The sequence below is a fragment of the Streptomyces sp. NPDC005017 genome (assembly GCF_042873115.1).
Taxonomy (GTDB): Bacteria; Actinomycetota; Actinomycetes; order Streptomycetales; family Streptomycetaceae; genus Streptomyces.
In genome coordinates this window covers 19,649-44,076 of record NZ_JBIALD010000010.1, presented here as the reverse complement: position 1 = coordinate 44,076, position 24,428 = coordinate 19,649, and the positions used below count along the sequence as shown (strand labels likewise).

General features: G+C 72.3%; 26 protein-coding genes. 16 read left to right on the top strand and 10 right to left on the bottom strand.

Going from position 1 to position 24,428, the window contains the following annotated elements; translation table 11 throughout:
• Nucleotides 1–2: 2 nt before the first annotated feature.
• Entirely contained in the window at nucleotides 3–257 is a 255-nt protein-coding gene (locus ACFYR0_RS17085; protein WP_389327879.1) for a MoaD/ThiS family protein, read from the bottom strand.
• A 39-nt stretch (nucleotides 258–296) separates the two neighbouring features.
• Nucleotides 297–1,136, bottom strand: a complete 840-nt coding sequence (locus ACFYR0_RS17080; RefSeq protein WP_389327876.1) for an alpha/beta hydrolase — start codon at nucleotides 1,134–1,136, stop codon at nucleotides 297–299.
• Between the two features lie 180 nt (nucleotides 1,137–1,316).
• Between ACFYR0_RS17080 and ACFYR0_RS17075 the strand changes: the two genes are divergently transcribed.
• The 5 genes from ACFYR0_RS17075 to ACFYR0_RS17055 all read left to right on the top strand — a co-directional run bounded on the left by ACFYR0_RS17075 (nucleotide 1,317) and on the right by ACFYR0_RS17055 (nucleotide 6,837).
• Nucleotides 1,317–2,096, top strand: coding sequence for a winged-helix domain-containing protein (locus tag ACFYR0_RS17075; protein WP_389327873.1), 780 nt, complete (start codon nucleotides 1,317–1,319; stop codon nucleotides 2,094–2,096).
• A gap of 97 nt (nucleotides 2,097–2,193) precedes the next feature.
• Nucleotides 2,194–3,216, top strand: coding sequence for a LacI family DNA-binding transcriptional regulator (locus tag ACFYR0_RS17070; RefSeq protein WP_389327870.1), 1,023 nt, complete (start codon nucleotides 2,194–2,196; stop codon nucleotides 3,214–3,216).
• A gap of 99 nt (nucleotides 3,217–3,315) precedes the next feature.
• Nucleotides 3,316–4,485, top strand: a complete 1,170-nt coding sequence (locus ACFYR0_RS17065; RefSeq protein ID WP_389327867.1) for a S1C family serine protease — start codon at nucleotides 3,316–3,318, stop codon at nucleotides 4,483–4,485.
• 187 nt (nucleotides 4,486–4,672) lie between these two features.
• Nucleotides 4,673–5,410: a response regulator transcription factor gene (locus ACFYR0_RS17060; RefSeq protein ID WP_389327864.1), complete on the top strand. Its 738-nt coding sequence runs from the start codon at nucleotides 4,673–4,675 to the stop codon at nucleotides 5,408–5,410.
• Nucleotides 5,407–6,837, top strand: a complete 1,431-nt coding sequence (locus ACFYR0_RS17055; protein WP_389327861.1) for a sensor histidine kinase — start codon at nucleotides 5,407–5,409, stop codon at nucleotides 6,835–6,837. Before ACFYR0_RS17060 ends, ACFYR0_RS17055 begins: the two co-directional genes overlap by 4 nt.
• Before the next feature lie 99 nt (nucleotides 6,838–6,936).
• On the opposite strand, the gene ACFYR0_RS17050 is transcribed toward ACFYR0_RS17055, so the two are convergent.
• The 6 genes from ACFYR0_RS17050 to ACFYR0_RS17025 form a co-directional block, all read right to left on the bottom strand.
• Complete coding sequence (locus ACFYR0_RS17050; RefSeq protein WP_389327858.1) at nucleotides 6,937–7,308, bottom strand: DUF6281 family protein; 372 nt, start codon at nucleotides 7,306–7,308, stop codon at nucleotides 6,937–6,939.
• A gap of 48 nt (nucleotides 7,309–7,356) precedes the next feature.
• Nucleotides 7,357–8,574 (bottom strand): FtsX-like permease family protein, encoded by a 1,218-nt coding sequence (locus ACFYR0_RS17045; RefSeq protein WP_389327855.1) that lies wholly within the window; start codon nucleotides 8,572–8,574, stop codon nucleotides 7,357–7,359.
• A complete protein-coding gene (locus tag ACFYR0_RS17040; protein ID WP_389327852.1) occupies nucleotides 8,571–9,248 on the bottom strand; it encodes an ABC transporter ATP-binding protein in 678 nt (225 codons plus the stop codon). Before ACFYR0_RS17040 ends, ACFYR0_RS17045 begins: the two co-directional genes overlap by 4 nt.
• Nucleotides 9,245–10,942, bottom strand: a complete 1,698-nt coding sequence (locus ACFYR0_RS17035; RefSeq protein WP_389327849.1) for a hypothetical protein — start codon at nucleotides 10,940–10,942, stop codon at nucleotides 9,245–9,247. The genes ACFYR0_RS17040 and ACFYR0_RS17035 overlap by 4 nt, the downstream gene beginning before the upstream one ends.
• A complete protein-coding gene (locus tag ACFYR0_RS17030) occupies nucleotides 10,918–11,415 on the bottom strand; it encodes a hypothetical protein (RefSeq protein WP_389327846.1) in 498 nt (165 codons plus the stop codon). The genes ACFYR0_RS17035 and ACFYR0_RS17030 overlap by 25 nt, the downstream gene beginning before the upstream one ends.
• A 208-nt stretch (nucleotides 11,416–11,623) precedes the next feature.
• Nucleotides 11,624–13,432: a bifunctional metallophosphatase/5'-nucleotidase gene (locus tag ACFYR0_RS17025; protein ID WP_389327843.1), complete on the bottom strand. Its 1,809-nt coding sequence runs from the start codon at nucleotides 13,430–13,432 to the stop codon at nucleotides 11,624–11,626.
• Nucleotides 13,433–13,577: 145 nt separating this feature from the next.
• On the opposite strand from ACFYR0_RS17025, the gene mshD reads away from it, so the two are divergent.
• From mshD to ACFYR0_RS16985, 8 genes are all read left to right on the top strand, one after another.
• The gene (gene mshD, locus ACFYR0_RS17020; RefSeq protein WP_389327840.1) at nucleotides 13,578–14,504 is read left to right on the top strand and encodes a mycothiol synthase; all 927 of its coding nucleotides are present in this window, start codon (nucleotides 13,578–13,580) and stop codon (nucleotides 14,502–14,504) included.
• Nucleotides 14,505–14,963: 459 nt separating this feature from the next.
• Entirely contained in the window at nucleotides 14,964–15,350 is a 387-nt protein-coding gene (locus ACFYR0_RS17015; RefSeq protein ID WP_386377828.1) for a GntR family transcriptional regulator, read from the top strand.
• Between the two features lie 58 nt (nucleotides 15,351–15,408).
• Nucleotides 15,409–16,293 (top strand): ABC transporter ATP-binding protein, encoded by an 885-nt coding sequence (locus tag ACFYR0_RS17010; protein WP_389327837.1) that lies wholly within the window; start codon nucleotides 15,409–15,411, stop codon nucleotides 16,291–16,293.
• Nucleotides 16,290–17,291 carry an ABC transporter permease gene (locus ACFYR0_RS17005; protein WP_389327834.1) on the top strand — a complete coding sequence of 334 codons (1,002 nt, stop codon included), beginning with the start codon at nucleotides 16,290–16,292 and terminating at the stop codon, nucleotides 17,289–17,291. Before ACFYR0_RS17010 ends, ACFYR0_RS17005 begins: the two co-directional genes overlap by 4 nt.
• Nucleotides 17,292–17,705: 414 nt before the next feature.
• Complete coding sequence (locus ACFYR0_RS17000) at nucleotides 17,706–19,937, top strand: RNA degradosome polyphosphate kinase (protein WP_389327831.1); 2,232 nt, start codon at nucleotides 17,706–17,708, stop codon at nucleotides 19,935–19,937.
• Nucleotides 19,918–21,000, top strand: a complete 1,083-nt coding sequence (locus tag ACFYR0_RS16995) for a CHAD domain-containing protein (protein WP_389327827.1) — start codon at nucleotides 19,918–19,920, stop codon at nucleotides 20,998–21,000. Before ACFYR0_RS17000 ends, ACFYR0_RS16995 begins: the two co-directional genes overlap by 20 nt.
• 26 nt (nucleotides 21,001–21,026) lie before the next feature.
• The gene (locus tag ACFYR0_RS16990) at nucleotides 21,027–21,455 is read left to right on the top strand and encodes an NUDIX hydrolase (protein WP_389327824.1); all 429 of its coding nucleotides are present in this window, start codon (nucleotides 21,027–21,029) and stop codon (nucleotides 21,453–21,455) included.
• Nucleotides 21,456–21,587: 132 nt separating this feature from the next.
• The gene (locus tag ACFYR0_RS16985; RefSeq protein WP_389327821.1) at nucleotides 21,588–21,764 is read left to right on the top strand and encodes a hypothetical protein; all 177 of its coding nucleotides are present in this window, start codon (nucleotides 21,588–21,590) and stop codon (nucleotides 21,762–21,764) included.
• 1 nt (nucleotide 21,765) lies between these two features.
• Here ACFYR0_RS16985 and ACFYR0_RS16980 read toward each other — a convergent pair whose 3' ends face one another.
• Complete coding sequence (locus tag ACFYR0_RS16980) at nucleotides 21,766–21,939, bottom strand: hypothetical protein (RefSeq protein ID WP_389327818.1); 174 nt, start codon at nucleotides 21,937–21,939, stop codon at nucleotides 21,766–21,768.
• A gap of 145 nt (nucleotides 21,940–22,084) precedes the next feature.
• Between ACFYR0_RS16980 and ACFYR0_RS16975 the strand changes: the two genes are divergently transcribed.
• Nucleotides 22,085–22,909, top strand: a complete 825-nt coding sequence (locus ACFYR0_RS16975) for a hypothetical protein (protein ID WP_389327815.1) — start codon at nucleotides 22,085–22,087, stop codon at nucleotides 22,907–22,909.
• Nucleotides 22,910–23,008: 99 nt separating this feature from the next.
• On the top strand, nucleotides 23,009–23,185 hold the full coding sequence (locus tag ACFYR0_RS16970; protein ID WP_386377837.1) for a hypothetical protein: 177 nt from the start codon (nucleotides 23,009–23,011) through the stop codon (nucleotides 23,183–23,185).
• Between the two features lie 39 nt (nucleotides 23,186–23,224).
• Here ACFYR0_RS16970 and ACFYR0_RS16965 read toward each other — a convergent pair whose 3' ends face one another.
• Nucleotides 23,225–23,572: a metal-sensitive transcriptional regulator gene (locus ACFYR0_RS16965; RefSeq protein WP_389327812.1), complete on the bottom strand. Its 348-nt coding sequence runs from the start codon at nucleotides 23,570–23,572 to the stop codon at nucleotides 23,225–23,227.
• Nucleotides 23,573–23,804: 232 nt separating this feature from the next.
• Here ACFYR0_RS16965 and ACFYR0_RS16960 point away from each other — a divergent pair, with 232 nt between their 5' ends.
• Nucleotides 23,805–24,425 carry a DUF47 domain-containing protein gene (locus tag ACFYR0_RS16960; RefSeq protein WP_386377839.1) on the top strand — a complete coding sequence of 207 codons (621 nt, stop codon included), beginning with the start codon at nucleotides 23,805–23,807 and terminating at the stop codon, nucleotides 24,423–24,425.
• Nucleotides 24,426–24,428 lie beyond the last annotated feature (3 nt).

Sequence of the window (24,428 nt, the reverse complement as noted above, 5' to 3'; positions counted from 1 at the left end):
GGTCACCCTCCTGCGAACGGCGGGAGCACCTCGACCGTGCCGCCCTCGGCCAGCCGTACCGTCTCATGCGCGCGCGTCCCGACGGGATCACCGTCGACGAGGAACGAACAGCGCAGCAGGACCCGGGTGAGCTCGCCCGGGTGGAGCGAGCGCACCGCTTCGAGCGCCTCGGCGAGCGTCGCGGCCTCGAACGGCTCCTCGGCGACCCCGGCCGCGGACTTGGCGGCGGCCCAGTAGCGGACCGTGACCTTTGCCATCTCGTCCCTCAAGTCGGTTCGGCAGTGAACAGGCCCAGGCTAGCCCGCCCGGGACAGCGCCCAGTCCCCGATCCTGGCCAGCAGGGAGTCGTCGGCGGCGTTCTCGGCGTGCCCCATGCCGGGCTCCAGCCACAGCTCACCGTGTTCCCCGGCGGCCTCGGCCAGCATCCGGGGGTGATCGAGGGGGAAGTAGCAGTCGCGGTCGCCGTGGACGATCAGCAGCGGGGTCGGCGCGATCCGCGGCACCGCCTCGACGGGCGACAGCGGGACCGGGTCCCACTCCTTGTGACCGATACGGGTGCGGAAGCCGTAGCGGCCCACCAGCCGGCCCTCGGGCCGGGTGATCAGCCAGTGCACGCGCCGCATCGGGGCGGTGCCCCGGTAGTACCAGCGGGCGGGCGCGCTGACGGACACCACGGCGTCGGCCGTGCCGGGCCGCAGGGCCGCGTGCCGCAGGACGACGGAGCCGCCCATGGAGAAGCCGACGGTGACCACCCGGGTGTGCCCGTGGCCGCGCGCGCAGTCGACCGCGGCGGCCAGATCGAGGACCTCCCGGTCGCCGACCGTGGAACGGCCACCCGAACGGCCGTGCCCGCGGAAGGAGAAGGTGAGAACGGCCCCGTACCGCCGCAGCGCGGCGGCCACCCGCCGGACATGGGGCTTGTCCACGTCGCCCGTGAAACCGTGCGCGACGACGAACGCGAGGTCGACGACAGGTGACACGGAGAAGTCGTATACAGCGGACCCCGGATCGTATACGGAATCGAGGGTGATTCCGTCTGCCGTGCGGAGATACGTCCGCAATGGTGCGCTTCCACTCGTCTCGGCATGCGGACGAACGGTGGATCGTGCCACATGACCTGCCGGACCGTCGCTCATGTCGGCTATTCTGCTGGGCAGAGGACTCGGGCAGCGTTGCCCCCGGGTCCTTTTGTGCTTTCGGAAGCGTTGTATACGAAGCGGGAAACCTCAGGTGACCGCCGGTTGTACGGGGCCCCGGGATCGCAGAGCAGTTCCGTACCGCAATGTCCTCGCAGGGACCGAGGAGGAACCAGACGTATGAGTTCTCTGCTGCTCCTGACCAACGCCCTCCAGCCGTCGACGGAGGTGCTGCCCGCGCTCGGCCTGCTCCTGCACAACGTGCGGGTCGCCCCGGCCGAGGGGCCCGCGCTCGTCGACACCCCCGGCGCCGACGTGATCCTCGTCGACGGCCGCCGCGACCTGCCCCAGGTCCGCAGCCTCTGCCAGCTGCTGCGCTCCACGGGCCCCGGCTGCCCGCTCGTCCTCGTCGTCACCGAGGGCGGCCTGGCCGCCGTCACCGCCGACTGGGGCATCGACGACGTCCTGCTGGACACGGCAGGACCCGCCGAGGTCGAGGCCCGGCTGCGCCTGGCGATGGGCCGGCAGCAGATCGTCAACGACGACTCCCCGATGGAGATCCGCAACGGCGACCTCTCGGTCGACGAGGCGACGTACTCCGCCAAGCTCAAGGGCCGGGTCCTGGACCTGACCTTCAAGGAGTTCGAGCTCCTGAAGTACCTCGCGCAGCACCCGGGCCGCGTCTTCACCCGCGCCCAGCTGCTCCAGGAGGTCTGGGGCTACGACTACTTCGGCGGCACCCGGACCGTGGACGTGCACGTACGGCGGCTTCGAGCCAAGCTCGGCCCCGAGCACGAGTCGCTGATCGGGACCGTCCGGAACGTCGGTTATCGATTCGTTACTCCCGAAAAGGGCGACCGTCACTCGGACGAGGCGAAGGCCAAGGCCGGGCGGGCAAAGGCGGAAGATGCGGACAACGAGGCCGTCCTCGAGGCCTCCGAGGTCACGGCCGACGCGTGACGGACGCACGGGCGGGGCGTCACGACCGCACTCCGGGACCTCTGCCGGGCTCCTTCACGCCCTGCCCAGAGGCGTTCCATCCGCGTAGACTCCGCGCGTGGCCAAGGTGACTCGGGATGACGTGGCACGACTGGCGGGGACCTCCACCGCGGTCGTCAGCTACGTCATCAACAACGGACCCCGGCCGGTCGCCCCGGCCACGCGCGAGCGTGTCCTCGCCGCCATCAAGGAGCTGGGCTACCGGCCCGACCGGGTGGCCCAGGCGATGGCCTCGCGGCGCACCGACCTCATAGGCCTGATCATCCCGGACGCCCGTCAGCCCTTCTTCGGGGAGATGGCGCACGCGGTCGAGCAGGCCGCCTCCGAGCGCGGAAAGATGGTCCTGGTCGGCAACACCGACTATGTGGCCGAGCGCGAGGTCCACTATCTGCGCGCCTTCCTCGGCATGCGGGTCTCGGGCCTCATCCTCGTCTCCCACGCGCTGAACGACCTGGCCGCCGCCGAGATCGAGGCCTGGGACGCCCGGGTGGTGCTGCTGCACGAGCGGCCCGAGTCCATCGACGACGTCGCCGTCGTCACGGACGACCTCGGCGGCGCCGAGCTCGCCGTCCGCCATCTGCTGGAGCACGGCTACGAGTACGTCGCCTGTATGGGCGGCACCGCCGACACCCCGGCCGTCGGCGACCCGGTCTCCGACCACGTCGAGGGCTGGAAGCGCGCGATGGACGAGGCGGGCCTGTCCACCGAGGGCCGCCTGTTCGAGGCGCCGTACAACCGCTACGACGCCTACCGGATCGCGCTCGACGTGCTGTCCGGGCCGGACCGTCCGCCCGCGTTCTTCTGCTCCACCGACGACCAGGCGATAGGCCTGCTGCGCGCGGCGCGCGAACTGCGGATCGACGTTCCCGGTGAGCTGGCCGTGGCCGGCTTCGACGACATCAAGGAAGCGGCGCTGGCCGACCCGCCGCTCACCACGGTCGCCTCGGACCGCTCGGCGATGGCCCGTGCGGCGGTCGACCTCGTGCTCGACGACGGACTGCGCGTCGCGGGCTCCCGCCGCGAGCGGCTGAAGGTGTTCCCCTCACGGCTGACGCCACGGCGGTCCTGCGGCTGCAAGTAGCCCCGCCCCCGCGGACCGGGTCTTTATATCGGGCATACGAGGTTCTGCCGGGCTTCTCAGACAGCACTCAGGGAGCTCTCATGGACGGGCGCCAAGCTCATGTCCATGACCGAGAGCAACCGCCGAGACGGCGAGTACGAGACCACGTACCAGGGCGGCGCGCACCCCTACGCGGGTGGCGGGCACCCGCGTCCGGGCGGCACCGACGGCGGGCGGTACCCCGCCGCGCCTCCCGCCGCTCCTTCAGGAAGCTTCGCGGGCCCGGCGCACCCGGCCGAGCCGGTCACCGCCGTGCACCCCGCGGCCCCGGTGAACCCGGTGAACCCCGAGTGGCCGCCCCCGCCGCCGTACGCGCCGGAGACGGCCGCCGTCGTCCCCGGGCCGAGGCCGCGCAGGCGCGACCGCGGTCCGCTCGCGCTGCTGGCCGCGGTCGCGATCGTCGCGGCCGCCATCGGCGGCGGCACGGCCTACGGCATCCAGGAGCTGACCGGCGGCTCCGACACGGTCTCCTCGAGCGCGACCAGCACCAACGTGGTCCCCTCCAGCCAGAAGGGCACGGTCTCCGGGGTCGCCAGGGCGGTCAGCCCGAGCATCGTGGAGATCAGCGCGACGGGGAACGGCGGGGCCTCCACCGGTTCCGGCGTGATCATCACCGATGACGGCGAGATCGTCACCAACAACCACGTCGTCGCCGGCGCCTCCGAGATCAAGGCCAGGACCAGCGACGGCAAGGAGTACACCGCCGAGCTCGTCGGCACCGACAGCGGCAAGGACCTCGCGCTGATCAGGCTGACCGGCGCCTCCGGCCTCAAGGCGGCCACCCTCGGCGACTCCGACGGCGTCCAGGTCGGCGACCAGGTCGTCGCGATCGGCTCGCCCGAGGGCCTGACCGGCACGGTGACCAGCGGAATCGTCTCCGCCCTCGACCGCGACGTCACCGTCTCCACCGGGGAGGGCGAGCAGCCGCAGCAGCAGGGCGGCGGCTGGCCCTTCGAGTTCGGCGGCCGCGAGTTCAACGGCGACACCGGCTCGTCCACGACGACGTACAAGGCGCTCCAGACGGACGCGTCCCTCAACCCGGGCAACTCCGGCGGCGCGCTGATCGACATGAACGGCAACATCATCGGGATCAACTCGGCGATGTACTCGTCCGGTTCGGGCTCGGGTTCGGGTGCGTCCGACGCGGGCAGCGTCGGCCTCGGCTTCGCGATCCCCGTCAACACCGTCAAGGCCGACCTCGACACGCTGCGGTCGGGCTCCACCGACTGACCCCGGCAGCCGGTCGCCGCGCCGGGCCGACTCCGTACGGCACGGAACGTGCGAGGCTGAGAATCGAGAGCGGTCCCCGGCGGGCGGCTCCGCCGGGGACCCGCCGCAGTCGCCGGGCCCGTCGCGAGACGCCCCCGTGGGCAGCACTCCCCGTCCCCGTCCGAGGAACCAGAGGAACCCGACACCCATGAGCCCCGTCGAAGGCGACCGTGACCCCCAGCGCATCCTCATCGTCGACGACGAGCCGGCGGTGCGCGAGGCACTCCAGCGCAGCCTCGCCTTCGAGGGGTACGACACCCAGGTCGCCGTCGACGGCATCGACGCGCTGGAGAAGGCCACCGCGTACCGTCCTGACCTGGTGGTCCTCGACATCCAGATGCCCCGCATGGACGGCCTGACCGCCGCCCGCCGCATCCGGGGCGCGGGCGACACCACCCCGATCCTGATGCTCACCGCCCGCGACACCGTCGGCGACCGGGTCACCGGCCTGGACGCCGGGGCCGACGACTACCTGGTCAAGCCCTTCGAGCTGGACGAGCTGTTCGCCCGGATCCGCGCGCTGCTGCGCCGCAGCTCGTACGCGGTGGCGGTGGCGGGCGCCGACGCCCCGCAGGACGAGGCGCTGACCTTCGCCGACCTGCGCATGGACCTGGCGACCCGGGAGGTCACCCGGCGCGGGCGCACCGTGGAGCTGACCCGTACGGAGTTCACGCTGCTGGAGATGTTCATGGCGCACCCGCGCCAGGTCCTCACCCGTGAGCAGATCCTGAAGGCGGTCTGGGGCTTCGACTTCGAGCCCTCGTCGAACTCCCTCGACGTCTACGTCATGTACCTGCGCCGCAAGACCGAGGCGGGCGGCGAACCGCGCCTGGTCCACACCGTGCGCGGGGTGGGGTACGTGCTCCGGCAGGGCGGCGCGGAGTGAACAAGGCGGTACGGCGGCTGCGCTCCCTGCCCCTGCGCTCCCGGCTGGCGCTGCTGGTGGCGGCGGCGGTGGCGTTCGCCGTGGCGGCGGTGTCGGTGACGTGCTGGTTCCTGGTGAAGGGACAGCTTTACCACCAGCTCGACGACGAGCTGCGCAGCGAGGAGGTCTCCGGCCTGCTGCTCAGCACCATGCTGGCCAACTGCCGGCAGCCCGAGCCTCGGCAGCTCGGCCTGCCGCCGGGCTCCCCCACCGTCACGATTCTCTACTCGGACGGCTCCACCTGCGCCATCCCCGACGCGCCGGAGGTCAAGGTCCAGTCCGTCGACCTGGCGGTGGCCGACGGTGAGAAGGAGGAGGCGCTGCACTCGGGCCGTACCACCGACGGCACCGCCGTACGCGTCCTCACCCGGCCGGTCTTCGACCGTGAGACCCGCGCGGTGCAGCGCGGTGTCGCGGTGTCGGTGGCCAAGCCGCTCTCGGAGGTCACCGAGCCGCTGAGCTCCCTGGCCTGGATCCTGCTGGCCGTCTCCGGCATCGGCGTGGTCGGCGCGGGGGCTGCGGGCCTGGCCGTCGCGCGGTCGGGCCTGCGGCCGGTGGACCGACTGGCCGAGGTCGTGGAACACGTGGCGCGCACCGAGGACCTGACGGTCCGTATCCCCGTGGCGGACGACGACGAGGACGAGATCGCCCGTCTCAGCCGCTCCTTCAACGCGATGACCACGGCCCTGGCCAGTTCGCGGGACCTCCAGCAGCAGCTGATCGCCGACGCCGGCCACGAGCTGCGCACCCCGCTCACCTCGCTGCGCACCAACATCGAGCTGCTCACCCGCAGCGAGGAGACCGGACGCCCGCTGCCGGAGGCGGACCGCAAGGCGCTGCTGGCCTCGGTCAAGGCGCAGATGACGGAGCTGGCCGCGCTGATCGGCGATCTTCAGGAGCTGTCCCGGGCGGAGGGCCAGCGGGGCGAGCGGGTCCAGGTCGTGTCCCTGGAGGACACCGTCGGGACCGCGGTGCGCCGGGCCCGGCTGCGCGGCCCCGAGCTGACGATCACGGCCGACCTGTCCCCCTGGTACGTCCGCGCGGAGCCCTCAGCGCTGGAACGAGCCCTGGTCAACATCCTCGACAACGCGGTGAAGTTCAGCCCCGGGGCGGGCACGGTCGAGGTGGCCCTGCACCAGGGCGTCCTGACGGTCCGGGACCACGGCCCCGGCATCCCCGCGGACGAACTCCCCCATGTCTTCGACCGCTTCTGGCGCTCCCCCTCGGCCCGCTCCCTGCCCGGCTCGGGCCTCGGCCTCTCGATCGTCGCCCGCACGGTCCACCGCTCCGGCGGTGAGGTGACCCTCTCCCCGGCCCCGGGCGGCGGCACGGTGGCGACGGTCCGGCTCCCGGGGGCGCCGACGCCGCCTCCGACGGAGGCTGTCTAGGGCGTGCGTGCCAGGCGTCGTGGGGGGGCAGGCCCGATTTCAGGGCCCCTCCGGCGCGATGCCACAGAGGTCCGTCAGGGCTCCGGCCGCCGGCTGGGGTCAGCCCCGCCCCACCACGCCCCGCAGCTCCCCGGGCAGGGTCGCGCCGGACTCCGACGCCACCAGCACCACGTCCGGCGCGACCGGGTCCAGCACGACGGCCAGGTCCGGGTCCACCCCCTCGATCGCATAGGCGGTCACCCGCTCGTCCGGCGCACCGGGATCGTCGGAGTCACCTCCCGTGTCGTCACAGCCCGCCAGGACGGCGCCGCCGAGCCGCTCCCCGACCTCGAAGTCCTCCGGCGCACCGCCCACGTACCGACGCCCCTCGAACGTCACGAGGTACACGCAGGACCCCTCGCCCGAGACCTCCTCACCCCCCACCCCACACCCGGCGAGCGCCAACGCCAGCAGAGGACTCCACGCACTCATCGCAGTCCGCTTCACATGAACGGGACGGGGTGTGCGCGGTTTCGTTCGTCACCAGTCCCGCATCGCGTCCGTCGGCGCCATGGTGGCGGCCCGGCGGGCGGGAAGCAGCGCCCCCGCCGCGACGACCAGCACCGTCAGGGCGAGAAGCAGCACGAACGTGCCCGGCGAGGGCAGCGGCAGTCGGCTCACGGCGTACGGCGCCAGATCGGGGCTGCCACGCAGCAGCGCCGCCCCGGCGCCGCCGAGGAGCATGCCGAGGACGGCACCGAACAGGGCGGCGACCGCCCCGGCCAGGGCCATCTCGGTGACCAACAGGGTCAGGACGGCCCCGGTGCGGAAACCGACCGCCTTGAGGATGCCGATCTCCTGGGCGCGCCGGCGCGCGAGCGCCCCCGTCACCGTCACCGCTCCGGTGAAAGCCAGCACGCCGAGGACGCCGAGCAGCAGCCGGCCTGACACCTCGACGAGCTCCAGGACCGCGGGAAGCGTGGTGAGTTGCTGGCGGAGGGTGACAGCCGGGTAGCCCAGGTCCTGGACCGACTCGAGCACGGCAGGGACGTCGTCGGCACTGCGGGCGACGACGGTCAGCTGGTCGTAACCGACGGTGGCCGGGTAGCGGTCCGCGGGTTGTCCGGTCCGTGCGGCGGCCCAGGCAACCACATCCGTGTCCGCCGCATAGGCGGCGTCCGGGCCGTCCATCTGCCACGACGGGTCGTACACGGCGACGAGCCGGGCCTCGCGCCTGACCCCGGTGCCCTCGCCGGGGCGTACATAGCGGATCGTCTCCAGCTCGATCCGCTGTCCCAGCAGCTTGCGCAGGTCGAGGCCCTGGGACCTGGCCGGGGCGACGATCTCGCCGGGGCGCAGGGGGAAGACCCGCGCGCGGACGGAGCGGGTGACCGGCGGGGCCAGCGCGGGGCGGTACGTCGTGGCGTACAGCAGGGCGGTGTCGCCCTCCGGTGCGACGATGCCGAAGGACACCTGGGCGCGATGCTGCACGGACTCGACGTGGGGCAGCCCGGCGAGCCGGTCCTCGGTGCGGTCCGTCAACGGGGCGGTGTCCGGTCGGTCGTCGGGGCGGTCGACGGTGACGCTGCGGTTGGCCACGCTCTCCCGGACGCCTGAGTCGGCCGCACTCTGCGCGTGGTCGGCGATGCCCAGCGCGGCCGTGCACACGGCACCGGCCAGGGCGACCATGGTCACCAGGCCGTACAGCCGTCGGCGTAAGGCACGGACGTTGGCGAAGGCCAGGGCCAGGACGCTCATGCGGCGCTCCGCTCTGTCTCCACGAGGCCGTTCTTCAACCGGTGGACCACATCGGCCGCTTCGGACACGACCGGGTTGTGCGTCACCAGCAGCACCGCCCGTCCTTCGTCGGCGAGCCCCCGGAACAACGCGAGCAGCGCCGCCTCACTGTCGGTGTCCAGGTTCCCGGTCGGCTCGTCCGCCAGCACCACAGGCGGGTCGTTGACCAGCGCGCGTGCGAGCGCGACGCGCTGCTGCTCGCCTCCTGACAGCTCACCGGGACGGTGCCCGTGCCGCTCCCCGAGCCCGACCCGGTCCAGCAGCGACCGGGCCCGTTCCTCTCCCTCGGCGCGGCGGCCGGCATGCGGCACCAGGACATTGCGCAGGGCCGAGTGCTGAGGCAGCAGGTTGAAGGACTGGAACACGAACCCCAGCCGACTCCGCCGCAGGTCGGCACGCCCTCTGTCCCCGAGCGCCGACGTGTCCACGTCCTCGACGAACACCCGGCCCCGGTCCGGTGGGCTGAGCAGGCCGAGAATGTGCAGCAACGTGCTCTTCCCGGAACCGGAGTGCCCCACCAGAGCGGTGACCTGCCCTGCTGCGACCTCCAGGTCGACGCCGTCCAGCACCTCGACTCTTCTCCCCCGCGTCCGATGGGTCTTGCCCACACCGTCGGCCCGCAACAGCACAGTCATGGCTCCTCCGCTCGCTCTCCGGTCTCGATGGCGGCGTCCGTGCGACCGGGCAGCCAGCCCAGGGCGCCGTGCGCCTGCCGGTCCAACGTCCAGACACCCCAGGTGGTCTTGAGGTCGCAGGCGGGATCCCCGCCGCCGACCCGGAACAGGTCGGGCAGTCCCGGGCAGCCCCGATGCGGTGTCACGACCCGGCCGAGGGCCGCACGCAGCGGCGCGTCCAGGTCTCCACCGAGCAGCAGGTGGGCTCGTACGACGAGGCTGTAGTCGTAGACGGACGCGAACCGGCCCGGCTCGTGGGACCGGCGCTCCAGAACACGCGGCGTGATCCATGGGGGGATCCGGTGCCGTTGGCCCGTGTCGGCCAGCCCGACGGCCAGGGTGGCGGCCGCGGCCACGGCGTCCGGGTCGTCCAGGGCCCATGGCCGTACTTCAGGAGTGCCGACCGCGGCACCCGCGTCGACGCAGTCGAGGGCGGTGCGCTGCCAGCGGGTGACGTCGTGCTCGGTGACGGCACCGGGCAGCACCTCGGGATCGGCGCACAGCCGCGCGGCCCGGCCGTCCGTTCCGCCGCCGGCCGCCTTCGCCAGGGCCGCCCGGCTCAGGCGCTCGGCGCTGTCCTGCGGCGTGCCGCTCCGGTCCTTCTCCCGGTCGAGAGCGTCGAGCAGACCGGGGTCTCGGCGGGGCCAGCCGGCGAGACCCCGCAGTCGCTCGACGAAGAGCGAGCTCTGCGGGTCACCGAGGTAGGAGTCCGGGTCCCGTACGGTTCCGTCGCCCAGGCGCGCCCTCTCCAGCCGGGCGATCACCGGCACGAACACCTTTTCGGGAGATCCAGCCGCCTTCAGGATGTGCACCAGCGGCTGGAGCTGCTCGTACGGCAGTGAGAGCGCCCCTCGGGTCAGGACCGCTTCCCAGTGCGCGCGGTCGATCTCGGGCCGCTGCCCGGCGGCTTCGCGAACCAGGACATCGTCGTGGACCTGACCCAGCAGGTCCGCCCTCTCGTCCGGGGTGAGCGCCTGCCAGTCGTCGGTGCGCGGCGGAGCCGCGTCGGAGAGAGCGGCGGGCACGGGTTGCCGGAGCAGATGCAAGGAGTGGGCCAGCGCGGCGCGTTCGGCGACCGGGCGCGGTGAGCCGGCCAGCGAGCGGAGCCAGCCGACGGTGGCGGCGCGGTGCGGGGACGGCAGGTCGTCGAGCTCACCGAGTGCGCCGAGCACGTCGAGGGCTGCCCATGTCCCGCCGAGCCGCGCCGCGTCGCTTTCGTCGCCGAGGGCGGGATCCACGTACCAGCCGCCCTCGGCCCGCAGTCTGTCCACGGCTCTCGTGTCGTCCGGGCCGAGCGCCCCCTCGACGCCCGCGCGCCGCAGCGGGATCAGCCAAGTCCGTCCCCACAGCGGGGACGAGGCCAGGGCGTCCCGGCGCATCGACGCGACGCGTGTCGCGGCCGGCCGGACCCTGGGGGCCCGGTCCAGTTCTGTCAGCGTCCGCAGCGCGTGGGACTGCGCCTCGGGAGGAGCCGGGCGTTCCCGCAGGAACGGCGGATAGTGGTAGCCGTTCTGGCTGCTGACCAGCAGGTCGAACTGGCGGGCGGCGGCGGGGGCGGCGGCCGCAGCGGGCCTGGCCGGTGCCCCGCAGGCGCTCAGCACCGCACCGCACACCACCGCCGTCGCGGCGGTCAGGAAGCGCCCGCGTAGGCGCACTTCTCGCTCACCTTGATCGCACCGTTGACCTGGGCGGAGCCACAGCTGCGGGTGGACACGTAGACCGTGCCCCTGCTGGGCCGCATCTGGCCATAGGTGTCAGAGATGCTCGCGTTGGTGTTCCGCCAGCGCACCACGCCCAGGGACCTGCTGACCATCGTGAGAGTGGCCTCGGGGTTCTTGGACACGGCGAGCGAGACGCTGACCCCGTGGGCCTCGAGCTCGGCACGGTTCTGGATCCAGCGCGCCGTTCTGGGCCGCTCGCCCGACATCTTGGTGGACGCTTTCCAGTCGCAGGCGTTGACGTAGACGCCGCAGTGCCAGGCGTTGATCGTGATCCGGTTGCCGCCCGGGAGTCCGACGGTGTGGGAGGAGGAGGTCGCTCCAGCCGTTGTCGTCGTCAGGGCGAGGGCCAGTGCGGCGAGCGCGGCAGAAGTACTGCGCTCCGCGCGGGTGCGTGTCGCCTTCTTCATGGTGATCGTCTCCTGTGAGGGCTGTTCCGCGACGGCGGGCGTCCTTCATACCGGGCGACGATCCCGGGGCGAGCGGGATGATCACTACTAAGAGTGATCGCCGCGCGAATATGCCACCGGAAGGGGCAATCGCGCGACGGAAGGTGACAAAGGGCCCGGGAGGCGCGGCGTCGCGTGCCTCCCGGGCCCTTTCGGGGTCAGACCGGAGTCACTTCACGATCGTGATCCGGTTCGCTGCCGGCGGGGCCAGCGGGGTGGTGGGGGTGGAGTTGGCCAGGAGGTACTTCTCCAGGGCCGTGAGGTCGTCGGCGCCGAGGAGGTCGTTGGTGCCGAGCGCGATGGTCGGGAAGCCGTCGCCGCCGCCGGAGAGGAAGTTGTTGGTGGCGACGCGGTAGGTGGCGGTCAGGTCGACCGGGGCACCGTTGAGCTTGACGGAGTCGGTGACGACGCGGTCGGCGCCGGTCTTCGTCAGGTCCAGGGTGTAGGTGAGGCCCGAGGAGATCTGGAGGATCTTCGGGGAGGCCGCGTTGGTACCGCTGACCTGCTCCTTGAGGACCTGGATCAGCTGGGCGCCGGTGAGGTCCTGGAGGTTGACCAGGTTGGCGAACGGCTGGACGGTGAAGCCCTCGGCGTAGGTGACGACGCCGTCGCCCTCGGAGCCCTTGGCCGCGTAGGTCAGGGGCGCGCGGATGCCGCCGGGGTTCATCAGGGCCAGGTCGGTCTCCGGGTCCAGCTCCTTGCCGTAGGCGAGCTGGGCGTCGGCGATGAGGTCGCCGAGCGGGGACTCGGTGCCGGTGTTGTTGATGTCGGCGGAGATGTAGCCGATGGCACGGTTGCCGATGGGCGCGGCGAGCACGTTCCACTTGCCGATCAGCGTGGTCAGGTCGGCCGCCTTGGCGACGTCCCGGGTGACCACGTGGTTCGCCGACTTCACCGACGTACGGGCGATGTCACCCGTCCAGCGGTCGTAGGTCAGGGTGGTGTCGGTGTAGAGGCGGCCGAAGGACGCGGCGGAGGTGACCATGCGCGGGTTGCCCGCCGGGTCGTTGACCGTGCACACGTAGGCCGCGTGGGTGTGGCCGGTGACCAGCGCGTCGACCTTCGGCGAGATGTTCTTCGCGATGTCGACGATCGGGCCGGAGATCCCGTCGCCGGCGCCCGGGGAGTCACAGTTGTAGTTGTACGAGGCGGAGGCCGGCGCGCCGCCCTCGTGGATCAGCGCGACGATCGACTTCACACCCTGCTTCTGCAGGATGTTGGCGTACTTGTTGATCGTCTCGACCTCGTCCTTGAACTTGAGGCCCTTCACGCCCTCGGCGGTGACGACACCCGGGGTGCCCTCCAGGGTCACGCCGATGAAGCCGATCCGCACGCCGTTCTTCTGCCAGACGGAGTACGGCTTGAGGATCGGGCGGCCGGTCTTCTCGTTCAGGACGTTCGCGGCGAGGTAGGGGAAGTCGGCCCCCTGGAACTCCTCGTCCCCGTAGCAGCCGTCGGTGGCGTGGCAGCCGCCGTACTGCAGGCGCTTGAGCTCGGCCGGGCCCTCGTCGAACTCGTGGTTGCCGACCGAGGTGACGTCGAGCTCGAGCTTGTTCAGCGCCTCGATGGTGGGCTCGTCGTGGAACAGGCCGGAGAGCAGCGGGGAGGCGCCGACCATGTCACCGCCGGCCGCGGTCACGGAGTACTTGTGGCCCTCGCGCGCCTTGCGCAGGTGCGTGGCGAGGTACTCGACGCCGCCGACGTCGTTGATGGTCTTCACGGTGCCGTCCGGCTGGACCTCGGTGACCCGGCCGGAGGAGCCGGCCGGCGGCTCCAGGTTGCCGTGCAGGTCGTTGAAGGACAGCAGCTGCACGTCCTGGTAGCGGCCAGGGTGCTTGCCGGTCCGCTGCGCCTCGTCGGCGTTCGCGGTACCGGGCAGCGCGGCGGCGAGGGCGCCGACGGTCGCGACTGCGGCGGCCGCGGCGAGGAGCCGGTGCGTACGGCGTCTGCGGTGGTGCGGCTGAGGTGTGGCAGGCATGCGCCCCCCTGTGGTGCATGTGAAGGTATGTCTCGGTCCGGGCGCAGCCTAGAGTCAACGCGCGTAGCGCGACAGGGGGTTCATGGTTACATCTGGGTTTCCCTTTGCCGACGTTTCGCGAGTGCGGGCCTTTACCCTCGTAGGCATGACCAGCGACGACTTGGCACGGCCCGGCCGCTCCCGTTCCATCGAGACCTTCGCCGCGCTCGACGCGGAGCAGACCGACGCCGTGCTCGCACTGCTCGCGGAGGCCGCCCGCAACGACGGCCAGCAGGCGGTCTCCGAACAGGGCAGGCTCCAGCTGCGCGGCGGCGAGCGGGACGGCGTGTCCCATCTGCTGCTCGCCGCGGGCGCCGAACTCGTCGGCTACGCCCAGCTGGAGGACACCGACCCGGTGGAGGCGCCGGCCGCCGAGCTGGTAGTCCACCCCTCGCACCGCGGGCACGGGCACGGCCGCGCGCTCGGCTCCGCGCTGCTCGCCGCCTCCGGCAAGCGGCTGCGGGTGTGGGCGCACGGCGGCCACCCGGCCGCCCGCCATCTCGCGCAGGTGCTGGGGCTGACCCTGTTCCGCGAACTGCGGCAGATGCGAAGGCCGTTGACCGGCCTGGAGCTGCCGGAGCCGGTGCTGCCCGAGGGCGTGACGGTCCGTACGTTCGTGCCGGGCGAGGACGACGCCGCCTGGCTCGCGGTGAACGCGGCCGCCTTCGCCCACCACCCCGAGCAGGGCTCACTGACCCAGCGCGACCTGGACGACCGCAAGGCCGAGCCGTGGTTCGACCCGGCCGGGTTCTTCCTCGCGGTCCGCGGCGGGGAGCTGATCGGCTTCCACTGGACCAAGGTCCACGCCGAGGAGCAGATCGGCGAGGTGTACGTCCTCGGCGTCTCGCCCGACGCCCAGGGCGGCGGCCTGGGCAGGTCCCTCACCACGATCGGCCTGAATCACCTGGCGGCCCAGACGCTGCCGACCGCGATGCTCTACGTCGACGCCGACAACAAGGCGGCCGTGGCGGTGTACGAGGGGCTGGGGTTCGCGACCCACGAGGTGGATCTGATGTACCGGACGGAGACGTGAGGCGACGGGGCGGAGGCCTTCGCGCCTGGCGTAGATCTTTCCGCACCTGGGCGGAGGTCTTTCGCGCCTGAGCGGCGGCTGAGACGCCTGGGCGGAGACGCGGGAAGCCTGGCGGAGACGCGGGAAGCCTGGCGGAGGCGGGATGCGTCCGGGCGCAGGCGGGATGCGTCTGAGCGCAGGCCTGAGACGGCTGCGCCCAGGCGTGAGACGCCTGGGCGCGCAGGCGTGCGGCACCCCCGTCGGCGGCCCGAGACTCCTGGGCGCAGGCGTGCATCCGTCGGCAGCCTGAGACGCCCGGGCGCAGCCCGGTGGCGCTCGCGTCGGGGCGTCAACACCTGAGGCCTGCTTCACCCCCAAGGGGCGGTGACCTTGACACCGCCCCTTCTCTTCCATCACCCTTTAACTAATCAAGTAGTGAAAGGGTGATTCGAACGTGGCCGGACGACCAGTGACCGGACAGTGATCGAGTACCGCATCGACCGGCGCAGCGGCATCGCCACCTACGTCCAGATCGTCCAGCAGACCAAACAGGCCCTGCGCCTCGGCCTGCTGGAACCCGGCGACAAGCTCCCCACGGCCCGCGAGGTCGTGGAAGCCACCGCCATCAACCCGAACACCGTGCTCAAGGCCTACCGCGAACTGGAACGCGAGGGACTGGTCGAGGCCCGGCGCGGACTCGGCACCTTCGTGCGGCGCTCCCTGGGCGCCGCCCCCGCCGACTCCCCGCTGCGCACCGAGCTGGAGGACTGGGCACGGCGGGCCCGCGCGGCCGGGCTGGAGCGCGACGACGTGGCCGCGCTCTTCACATCCGTACTGGAGCAGCACTTCGAGGGGGAGAGGGAATGAACGCCATCGGGGGACCGCCCGCGCTGCGGGCACCGCGCGCGGGGCGAGGGGGCAGGCGATGACCGGCACCGCCATCGAGGCGGCCGGGCTGGGCAGAGGGTTCGGACGCCGCGCCCGGCCCGCGCTCCGGGACTGCGCCTTCCGCCTCCCGGCGGGCCGCATCTGCGCCCTCGTCGGCCCGAACGGCGCCGGCAAGTCCACCCTGCTCGCCCTGGCGGCCGGGCTGCTCGGCCCGACCCACGGCACCCTCACCGTCCTCGGCACCACCCCGGCCGCCGCCCGCGAGCGCCTGGCGTACGTCGCCCAGGACAAGCCCCTGCACCCGCAGCTCACCGTGGCCGAGACCCTGCGCCTGGGCCGCGAGCTCAACCCGCGTCGCTGGGATGCGGCCGTCGCCGAGGCGGTCGTCGGCCAGGGCGACCTCGACCCCGGCGCCAGGATCCGTACCCTGTCCGGCGGCCAGCGCACCCGTGTGGCACTGGCCCTGGCCCTCGGCAAGCGGCCCGAGCTGCTGCTGCTCGACGAGCCGACGGCCGACCTCGACCCGCTCGCCCGGCACCAGCTGATGGGCACGCTGATGGCCGATGTCGCCGACCACGGCACCACCGTCGTGATGTCCTCGCACGTCGTCGCCGAGCTGGAAGGCTCCTGCGACCACCTGCTGCTGCTCGGCGGCGGCCGCGTCCGGCTGGCCGGACCGCTGGAGGACCTGCTCGCCGCGCACCGCGTGGTCACGGGCCGCATCGGCGACCTCGCGCCGCACACCGTCGTCGAGTCCCGCACCGGCGGCCGCCTGCTCACCGCGCTGGTGCGGCCGAGCGGGCCCGTCGACACCGGCTGGGAGACCGCCGAGCCGTCCCTGGAGGAGCTGGTCCTCGCCCATCTGCGGGCCCCCGAGGCGCCCGCACTGCTGCTCGACGAGACGCGGGAGGCCGCCGCATGACCACCACCGCGACCCCCCAGGCGCCCTCACCCGCCGACGCCGGGCACCGGCGCCGTGGCCCGCGCGGCATGGTGTGGGCCGTGCTGCGGCTGCACCGCGTGGCCCTGCGCTTCTGGATCCTGCTGTTCGCCCTGGCCGCCGCCGCGCTGCTGTGGGCGTACGGCCCGGGCGGCGACGCCGCCTGGCGCCAGTACACCGGGATGGCCTGCGGCGCCCGCTGGGACCTGGCCTGCGACTATGTCGGCGGCCCCGAGTACGTGCGCTACGAACTGGCCGTGTCCCTGTCGGCGGCACTGCTCGGTGTCCTGCCGCCCATCATCGCGGGCTGGGCGGGCGGCGTGCTGATCGGCCGCGAGCTGGAGAGCGGCACCGCGCGGCTGGCCTGGGTGCAGTCCGTCTCCCCCACCCGCTGGCTGGCGGCCAGGCTGGTGGTGCCCGCCGCCCTGCTGATCCCGGGCACCCTGCTGCTCACCCTGCTGCACCGCGCCGTCTGGGAGTCGGACGCGCCCCTGCTGTCCGACCTCGGCTGGTACGCCTGGCACGACCCGGTCACCTTCCAGGCCAACGGCCCTCTCGCCACCGTCTACCCGCTCCTCGGCCTGGCCGTCGGCGCTCTCGCCGGACTGATCGCCGGACGCGCGGTGCCGGCCATCGGCGGCGCGGTCCTCGCCCAGTTCGGCCTGACGCTCGCCCTGGGCACGCTTCGCCCGTATCTGTGGCCGTCGGTGACGATCACGACGCCGGTCGACGAGTATCCCTCCTACGACGGTATGAGGGTCGACGAGGGCGCCTTCGGAGCCGACGGCTCGCGGGTGCACGGCTCCTGCGTCGAGGAGCCCGGCTGCATCGCCCGGCACGACATCGTGGGCCACTACGCCGACCACCACCCCTCCTCGCACTTCTGGCCCCTCCAGCTCGTGGAGACCGGCATCGTCCTGGCCCTGACCGCCGCGACGGCCGCGGCCGCCTTCTGGCTGATACGCCGCCGCACGGGCTGACCTCTGCCGGGGCCACACGCGAGGCCCGTCGCCGTATCCCCGCCCGCCCGGCATCGCCCGCCCCGCGGCGTCCGACCCGTGTCGCCCGCCCCACGGCACCCCGGCGGGCGGAAACCGGTCAAACGGGTCCTCGCCCGGACGGCGTACTCCCTCGCGGGGGCGAAGAGGGGCCGTACGTACCTCCACCCGGCTTCTCGCACGCCGGGCGGAGGTACGCAGACGCCCGCGATCCGTTCCCCGCTATCCCGTACGCCATGTCGCCGTAACCATTGGTTCAGACGCTCTTGCGACGCTCGGCCAATGAACCCAGCCGCCGAGCCCGAGCACTCGCCGCACCCGTTCAGGGCCGCCGCCGCGCTCCCGCCCGCGTCGTCCGACGCGCCCGTATCGCTCATGGCGCGGAAGAATGGGTCCATGAGTCAGCAGAACGCCCAGGCAGAGGTCCAGCACGTACAGCCCCCCGTGGGCTCCATAGCCGCGCACCGCCCGCACACCGTGGCGGCCACGGTCTCCGATCTGGAACCCGACCTCGACGCGGATCTCGACGCGTACGAGGAGTCGCAGGACGACAGGGTCCAGCTGCCGCAGGGCCGGTTCCTGGACCGGGAGCGCAGCTGGCTCGCGTTCAACGAGCGGGTTCTGGAACTCGCCGAGGACCCGAACACGCCCCTGCTGGAGCGTGCGAACTTCCTCGCGATCTTCGCCAGCAACCTCGACGAGTTCTTCATGGTCCGGGTGGCCGGTCTGAAGCGCCGTATCGCCACCGGTGTCGCCACCCGCTCCGCCTCCGGACTGCAGCCCGGCCAGGTGCTGGAGATGATCTGGGCGCGCTCGCGCGAGCTCATGGCACGGCACGCCGCCTGCTTCCACGAGGACGTCGCCCCCGGACTGGCGGAGGAGGGCATCCACCTGGTCCGCTGGAGCGAGCTGACGGAGAAGGAGCAGGCCCGCCTGTTCACCCTGTTCCGGCACCAGATCTTCCCCGTGCTCACCCCGCTGGCGGTCGACCCGGCGCACCCCTTCCCGTACATCTCGGGCCTGTCCCTGAACCTGGCCGTCGTGGTGCGCAACCCGGTCAGCGGCCACAAGCACTTCGCCCGGGTGAAGGTGCCGCCGCTGCTCTCCCGCTTCCTGGAGTCCAGCCCCGGCCGCTACGTCCCCATCGAGGACGTCATCGGGGCGCACCTGGAGGAACTGTTCCCCGGCATGGAGGTGCTGGAGCACCACGCCTTCCGCATCACCCGCAACGAGGACCTCGAGGTCGAGGAGGACGACGCCGAGAACCTCCTCCAGGCCCTCGAGAAGGAGCTCATGCGGCGCCGCTTCGGGCCGCCGGTGCGCCTGGAGGTCGAGGAGTCCATCGACCGCGAGGTCCTGGACCTGCTGGTGCGCGAGCTGAAGATCAGCGAGGCCGAGGTCTACCCGCTGCCCGGCCCGCTCGACCTGACCGGCCTGTTCCGCATCCACGGCCTGGACCGGCCGGAGCTGAAGTACCCCAAGTTCATCGCGGGCACCCACCGCGACCTCGCCGAGGTGGAGTCGGCCTCCCCGCCGGACATCTTCGCCGCGCTGCGCAGCCGGGACGTGCTGCTGCACCACCCCTACGACTCGTTCTCCACGTCGGTGCAGGCCTTCCTGGAGCAGGCGGCCGAGGACCCCGACGTCCTCGCGATCAAGCAGACGCTGTACCGCACCTCCGGCGACTCCCCGATAGTCAACGCGCTCATCGACGCCGCCGAGGCCGGCAAGCAGGTCCTGGTCCTGGTCGAGATCAAGGCCCGCTTCGACGAGCACGCCAACATCAAGTGGGCGCGCAAGCTGGAGGAGGCCGGCTGCCACGTGGTCTACGGCCTGGTCGGCCTGAAGACGCACTGCAAGCTGTCGCTGGTGGTCCGCCAGGAGGGCGACACCCTGCGCCGCTACTGCCACGTCGGCACCGGCAACTACCACCCCAAGACGGCCCGCCTCTACGAGGACCTGGGCCTGCTGACGGCGGACCCGCAGGTCGGCGCGGACCTGTCGGACCTGTTCAACCGGCTCTCGGGCTACTCCCGCCGCGAGACCTACCGCAGGCTGCTCGTCGCGCCCAAGTCGCTGCGCGACGGCCTGATCTCGCGGATCAACAAGGAGGTCCAGCACCACCGTGCCGGACGTCCCGCGTACGTCCGTATCAAGGTCAACTCGATGGTCGACGAGGCCATCGTCGACGCGCTGTACCGGGCGTCCCAGGCGGGGGTGCCGGTCGACGTGTGGGTGCGCGGCATCTGCGCGCTGCGCCCCGGGGTCGCCGGACTGTCGGAGAACATCCGCGTCCGCTCGGTGCTCGGCCGTTTCCTGGAGCACTCGCGGGTCTTCGCCTTCGGCAACGGCGGCGAGCCCGAGGTGTGGATCGGCAGCGCCGACATGATGCACCGCAACCTCGACCGCCGTATCGAGGCCCTGGTCAGGGTCGTCGACCCGGCCCACCGCGCCGCGCTCAACCGGCTGCTGGAGACCGGCATGTCCGACACCACCGTCTCCTGGCACCTGGGCTCGGACGGCGAGTGGACCCGGCACGCGACGGACGCCGAGGGCCAGCCGCTGAGGAACGTCCAGGAGATGCTCATAGACGCCCGGAGGCGCCGGCGTGGCACAGCAACACCTTGAACCGACGGACCCCCTGGCCCAGCCGGTGACCGGAGAGTCCCTCGCGGACCATCTCCGGTCCCAGGCCACGGAGTTCCTGCGCGCCCTGCGCCAGCACCGGGAGACAGGTGTCGGCGGGGGCGCCCCCGCGCGGGCCCGGCCGGGCGTGGGGGACAGCGGCCCGCAGGAGTCCGTCGGAGCGGCGCGCTCGCTGCGCCGCTCGGCCCGCCGCATCAGCGCCAGCCTGCACACGTACCGTCCGCTGCTGGACGCCGACTGGTCGGAGGGCATGCGACCCGAACTCGCCTGGCTGTCGGGCACGCTGGCGGCCGAGCACGCCTGCGCGGCCCGGCTGGAGCGGCTGCTGACCGCGCTGCACCGGCTGTCCGGCTCGGCGACGCTGCCCGCCCAGACGGCGGGCACCCCGGGCGGGGCGCCACCGCTGCCGGAGCGCGGCAACCTCACCGTGGGCGCGGCGAAGGCGGGCGCGCTGCTCGACCGCCAGCTGACGCTGGCCCGCACCCGGGCGCACTCCACCGCGCTCCAGGCGCTCGGCAGCAGCCGTTTCCACGCGGTCGCGGACAAGGTCGCCGTACTGGCCAGCGAGGTGCCGCTGACCCCGGCGGCCCGGGACGCCGATCTGCGCACGCACGCGACGGCCGCCGAGGAGCGGCTCTACGACGCGATCGCCGGGCTGCCGCTGGTCACCGCGGGCAGCCCGTACAACGCCGAGGCGCTGATCCACGGCCTGTCCCCGGACCCGGCCCCGCACCCGCAGGACGGACCCTGGCACCAGGTCCGCCTGCTGCTGCGCCTGCACCGGTACGCCCTGGAGGTGCTGCACGGACGCGGCCGGGACGCCCCGGCGGACGTACGGCTGCTCACGGCCGGGCAGGCGCTGAACCGGCACCGGGACGCCTCGGAGGCGGCCGCCGCCGCGGCCCACGCGGCGCGCACCCCGCGCATCGCCCCGGCGACGGCGTACGCCCTCGGAGTGCTGCACGCCGACCAGCGCCATGAGGTCGAGGCGGCGCGTTTCTCGTTCCAGCAGTCCTGGCAGAAGCAGACGGTGAGCACGTCCTGAGCGCTGACGAGGGCGGTGAATCACGGGTGACACCCCAGACGACGAGCGCCACTCCGATCCAGGCGGCCGGGTGTGTGCTCTGGCGCCTCTCCCCGTTCGGCGGGGAGCTGGAGATCTGCCTGGTGCACCGGCCCAAGTACGACGACTGGTCCCATCCCAAGGGCAAGCTGAAGCGCGGCGAGGACGCCCTCACGGGCGCTCTGCGCGAGGTCGTGGAGGAGACGGGCTACACCGCCCGTCCGGGCGCAGAGCTCTCCACCCTCCACTACTTCGCCAACGGGCGTCCCAAGCGGGTGCGTTACTGGGCGGCCGAGGCCACCGGCGGCGGCTTCGTGCCGAACCTCGAGGTGGACCGCATCCTCTGGCTGCGCCCGGCCACGGCCCGCGAACGCCTGACCCAGCCACGCGACGGCGACCTCGTGGAGCAGCTGCTCCGCTCGTTCGAACGCCGGTAGCGGAAGGGTGAACGCCGGAGGAACGACCACGCTCCTGTGGCTCAGTGACCTTCGAGCCCCGCTCGACGCGGGCACCGATCCGCCCACGGCCCGGGCACCCGCACCCGGGGGAAGAAGGTCGCGCGGGCGGACATGGCCTGCAGGCACGAGACCGCACTGATCCGCGTCTGGTCGGCCGCGGAGGCGCGGTACGAGAAGGCGGCGACGGCCCGGCGCCAGGACGACATCGCGGCCGAGACCGCCCGCAGGAAGCGGATGGCCGCCAACGCCCTGCGGATCATCGGCCCGACCGAGGGCGCCGGCCGCTGACTCACGGAGCGGCCGCGTGGCCCTCCGCGTCCGTGCGGGCCAGGCTGCGGGCGCGGCGGGCGGGGCCGCGCCAGCCACAGGTGCAACGGGCCACGCAGAACGGCCCCTGTTCGACGGTGGTCGTACGGTGCTCGGCGTGGTCCTGAGTGGGCGCGAGGCGCTCCTGCTGCGTCACACGGACAACGGTACCCAGACCGGATGAACGGTGGGTCATGGCCTTCCCCGGCTCACCCCGCCAACCGCGTGACGGCGCCCCCTACCCGTCGTTAACCGTCACGACAGGGGCCCGTGACGGACCTACGGCTGGGGGTCGGCAGGCGATGGCGGAGAGGCAGCACGGCAGGGCGGGCGGGACGGTCGTGGCGGCGGGTCTGATGGCCTGCGTCTGCCTGTCCGCCTCCGGCTGCGGAGACAGCGGCGAGGCCGCCGAGGACCCGGTGCACACGCTGCACGAGGCAGCCGACGCCCTGGTGGACGCCAAGAGCTCCCGGGCGCGCACGTCGATGGAGATGGCGACCGGCGGCACCCGGGTCACGATCCGCGGCGAGGGCGTGTACGACTACACCCGCCGGCTGGGCCGGCTGAAGGTGCTGCTGCCGCAGGACCCGGCGGGCCGCGTCGAGCACCGCCCGATCACCGAGCTGCTGGCGCCGGGGGCGCTGTTCATGAAGAACCGGGGCGCGGGCGTCCCGGCCGACAAATGGGTGCGGGTGGAGACGGCGACCCTGTCCGACGGCAATCTGGTCACCGGCGGGGCGACCGACCCCTTCGCCGCGGCGGAGGTGCTGCGCGGGACGCGTACGGCGAGGTTCGTCGGCCTCACGGACCTCGCGGGCACCGAGGTCCGGCACTACAGGGGCACGGCGGATCTGAAGGTGGCGGCGAGAACGGCCTCCGAGGGCGGCCGGGAGGCCCTCGCGGCGGCGGCGAAAGGGTTCGCCACGGCGGTCGTCCCCTTCGACGTGTTCCTCGACGAGGAGGGCCGGATCCGCAAGGTCAGACACCGTTTCAGCTTCGTCAACGGCCACCGGGAGAACACCGTCGCGGTCGCCTCGACGACCCTGCTGTACGACTTCGGAACCCCGGCCGACGTGCGCCTGCCGGCCGACGAGGACATCTACGCGGGACGGATCGCGGAGGAGTAGAGAGCCGCCGGACCGGTATGAGAACTAGCCCGTCCGTGCCATGCGCGGGCCGTGGACGGCTCCCTACTCTAGAGAGTCGGTGACGGCGGAGGAGAGGTGATGCGCGTGGCTCCGGTCGGCGGTACGGCGGTGCAGGACCACGTGGCCCTCGCCGAGATCGAACTGTGCGGTGAGCTGATCATCGCCGCGTCGGCGGCCGACGAGGACAGGCTCAGCCTGGAGAGCATCGACGAGGTGCTGCGGGTGGCCGAACTGAGAGAGGGCACGGGCGGCTGAGAACAGCCGCCCGCCCCCGGGGACTCACGGCCCGGCGCGTCAGGTGCGCAGCATCCGCGCGATGGCCTTGGTGGCTTCCTCGACCTTCGCGTCGATCTCGTCGCCGCCCTTGAGGGCCGCGTCGGCGACGCAGTGCCGCAGATGCTCGTCGAGCAGCTGGAGGGCGAAGGACTGGAGGGCCTTGGTGGAGGCGGACACCTGCGTGAGTATGTCGATGCAGTAGACGTCCTCGTCGACCATGCGCTGCAGGCCGCGGATCTGGCCCTCGATCCGGCGCAGCCGCTTGAGGTGCTCGTCCTTCTGCTTGTGGTAGCCGTGCACTCCGTGGTCGTGGTCGCCGGCCGCGGCCTCGGCGGCCGCCTCTGCTCCGGCCTCGGTGGTCGTCATCACGGCCTCCCAATCAAGACGAGCTCTCCAGTATATACCCCCGGCGGGTATATGATACCGAATTTCGCGGGTATGACGCCCTGTGGCCGACACCATCCCGAACAAGGCTTGCCCCGCCCACCTGCCGACAACTCTGCCCGATGGGCGACACTGGGGGACGGCCCGTTAGCCGTGGCCGAATGATGCGCCTAGCATCAGCCTGACCGAAACCGAAGCACCCCGAGGACCACACGTGCGCTTTCGTCTGACCCCCAGGGAGACGAGCTTCTACGACATGTTCGCCGCGTCCGCGGACAACATCGTCACGGGCTCGAAACTCCTGATGGAACTGCTCGGGGCGGACACCTCCGCCCGGGCTGAGATCGCGGAGCGTATGCGGGCAGCGGAACACGCCGGTGACGACGCCACACACGCGATCTTCCATCAGCTGAACTCCTCGTTCATCACGCCCTTCGACCGCGAGGACATCTACGCCCTCGCTTCGTCCCTCGACGACATCATGGACTTCATGGAGGAGGCCGTCGACCTGGTCGTCCTCTACAACATCGAGGAACTGCCCAAGGGCGTCGAGCAGCAGATCGAGGTCCTGGCACGCGCGGCCGAGCTGACGGCCGAGGCGATGCCCAACCTGCGCACGATGAACAACCTCACCGAGTACTGGATCGAGGTCAACCGGCTGGAGAACCAGGCCGACCAGATCCACCGCAAGCTGCTGGCCCACCTCTTCAACGGCAAGTACGACGCCATCGAGGTGCTCAAGCTCAAGCAGATCGTGGACGTCCTCGAAGAGGCGGCGGACGCATTCGAACACGTGGCGAACACGGTGGAGACCATCGCGGTCAAGGAGTCCTGAGAC

Coding starts and splice junctions, on each gene's coding strand:
- ACFYR0_RS17010 (WP_389327837.1), top strand. CDS start 15,409: ATGACCGGCACCGCCATCGAGGCGGCCGGGCTGGGCAGAGGGTTCGGA.
- ACFYR0_RS17045 (WP_389327855.1), bottom strand. CDS start 8,574: ATGAGCGTCCTGGCCCTGGCCTTCGCCAACGTCCGTGCCTTACGCCGA.
- ACFYR0_RS17030 (WP_389327846.1), bottom strand. CDS start 11,415: ATGAAGAAGGCGACACGCACCCGCGCGGAGCGCAGTACTTCTGCCGCG.
- ACFYR0_RS17005 (WP_389327834.1), top strand. CDS start 16,290: ATGACCACCACCGCGACCCCCCAGGCGCCCTCACCCGCCGACGCCGGG.
- ACFYR0_RS17065 (WP_389327867.1), top strand. CDS start 3,316: ATGTCCATGACCGAGAGCAACCGCCGAGACGGCGAGTACGAGACCACG.
- ACFYR0_RS16970 (WP_386377837.1), top strand. CDS start 23,009: ATGCGCGTGGCTCCGGTCGGCGGTACGGCGGTGCAGGACCACGTGGCC.
- ACFYR0_RS17085 (WP_389327879.1), bottom strand. CDS start 257: ATGGCAAAGGTCACGGTCCGCTACTGGGCCGCCGCCAAGTCCGCGGCC.
- ACFYR0_RS17080 (WP_389327876.1), bottom strand. CDS start 1,136: ATGAGCGACGGTCCGGCAGGTCATGTGGCACGATCCACCGTTCGTCCG.
- ACFYR0_RS17025 (WP_389327843.1), bottom strand. CDS start 13,432: ATGCCTGCCACACCTCAGCCGCACCACCGCAGACGCCGTACGCACCGG.
- ACFYR0_RS16985 (WP_389327821.1), top strand. CDS start 21,588: ATGGCCTGCAGGCACGAGACCGCACTGATCCGCGTCTGGTCGGCCGCG.
- ACFYR0_RS17075 (WP_389327873.1), top strand. CDS start 1,317: ATGAGTTCTCTGCTGCTCCTGACCAACGCCCTCCAGCCGTCGACGGAG.
- mshD (WP_389327840.1), top strand. CDS start 13,578: ATGACCAGCGACGACTTGGCACGGCCCGGCCGCTCCCGTTCCATCGAG.
- ACFYR0_RS17060 (WP_389327864.1), top strand. CDS start 4,673: ATGAGCCCCGTCGAAGGCGACCGTGACCCCCAGCGCATCCTCATCGTC.
- ACFYR0_RS17050 (WP_389327858.1), bottom strand. CDS start 7,308: ATGAGTGCGTGGAGTCCTCTGCTGGCGTTGGCGCTCGCCGGGTGTGGG.
- ACFYR0_RS16965 (WP_389327812.1), bottom strand. CDS start 23,572: ATGACGACCACCGAGGCCGGAGCAGAGGCGGCCGCCGAGGCCGCGGCC.
- ACFYR0_RS16975 (WP_389327815.1), top strand. CDS start 22,085: ATGGCGGAGAGGCAGCACGGCAGGGCGGGCGGGACGGTCGTGGCGGCG.
- ACFYR0_RS17040 (WP_389327852.1), bottom strand. CDS start 9,248: ATGACTGTGCTGTTGCGGGCCGACGGTGTGGGCAAGACCCATCGGACG.
- ACFYR0_RS17000 (WP_389327831.1), top strand. CDS start 17,706: ATGAGTCAGCAGAACGCCCAGGCAGAGGTCCAGCACGTACAGCCCCCC.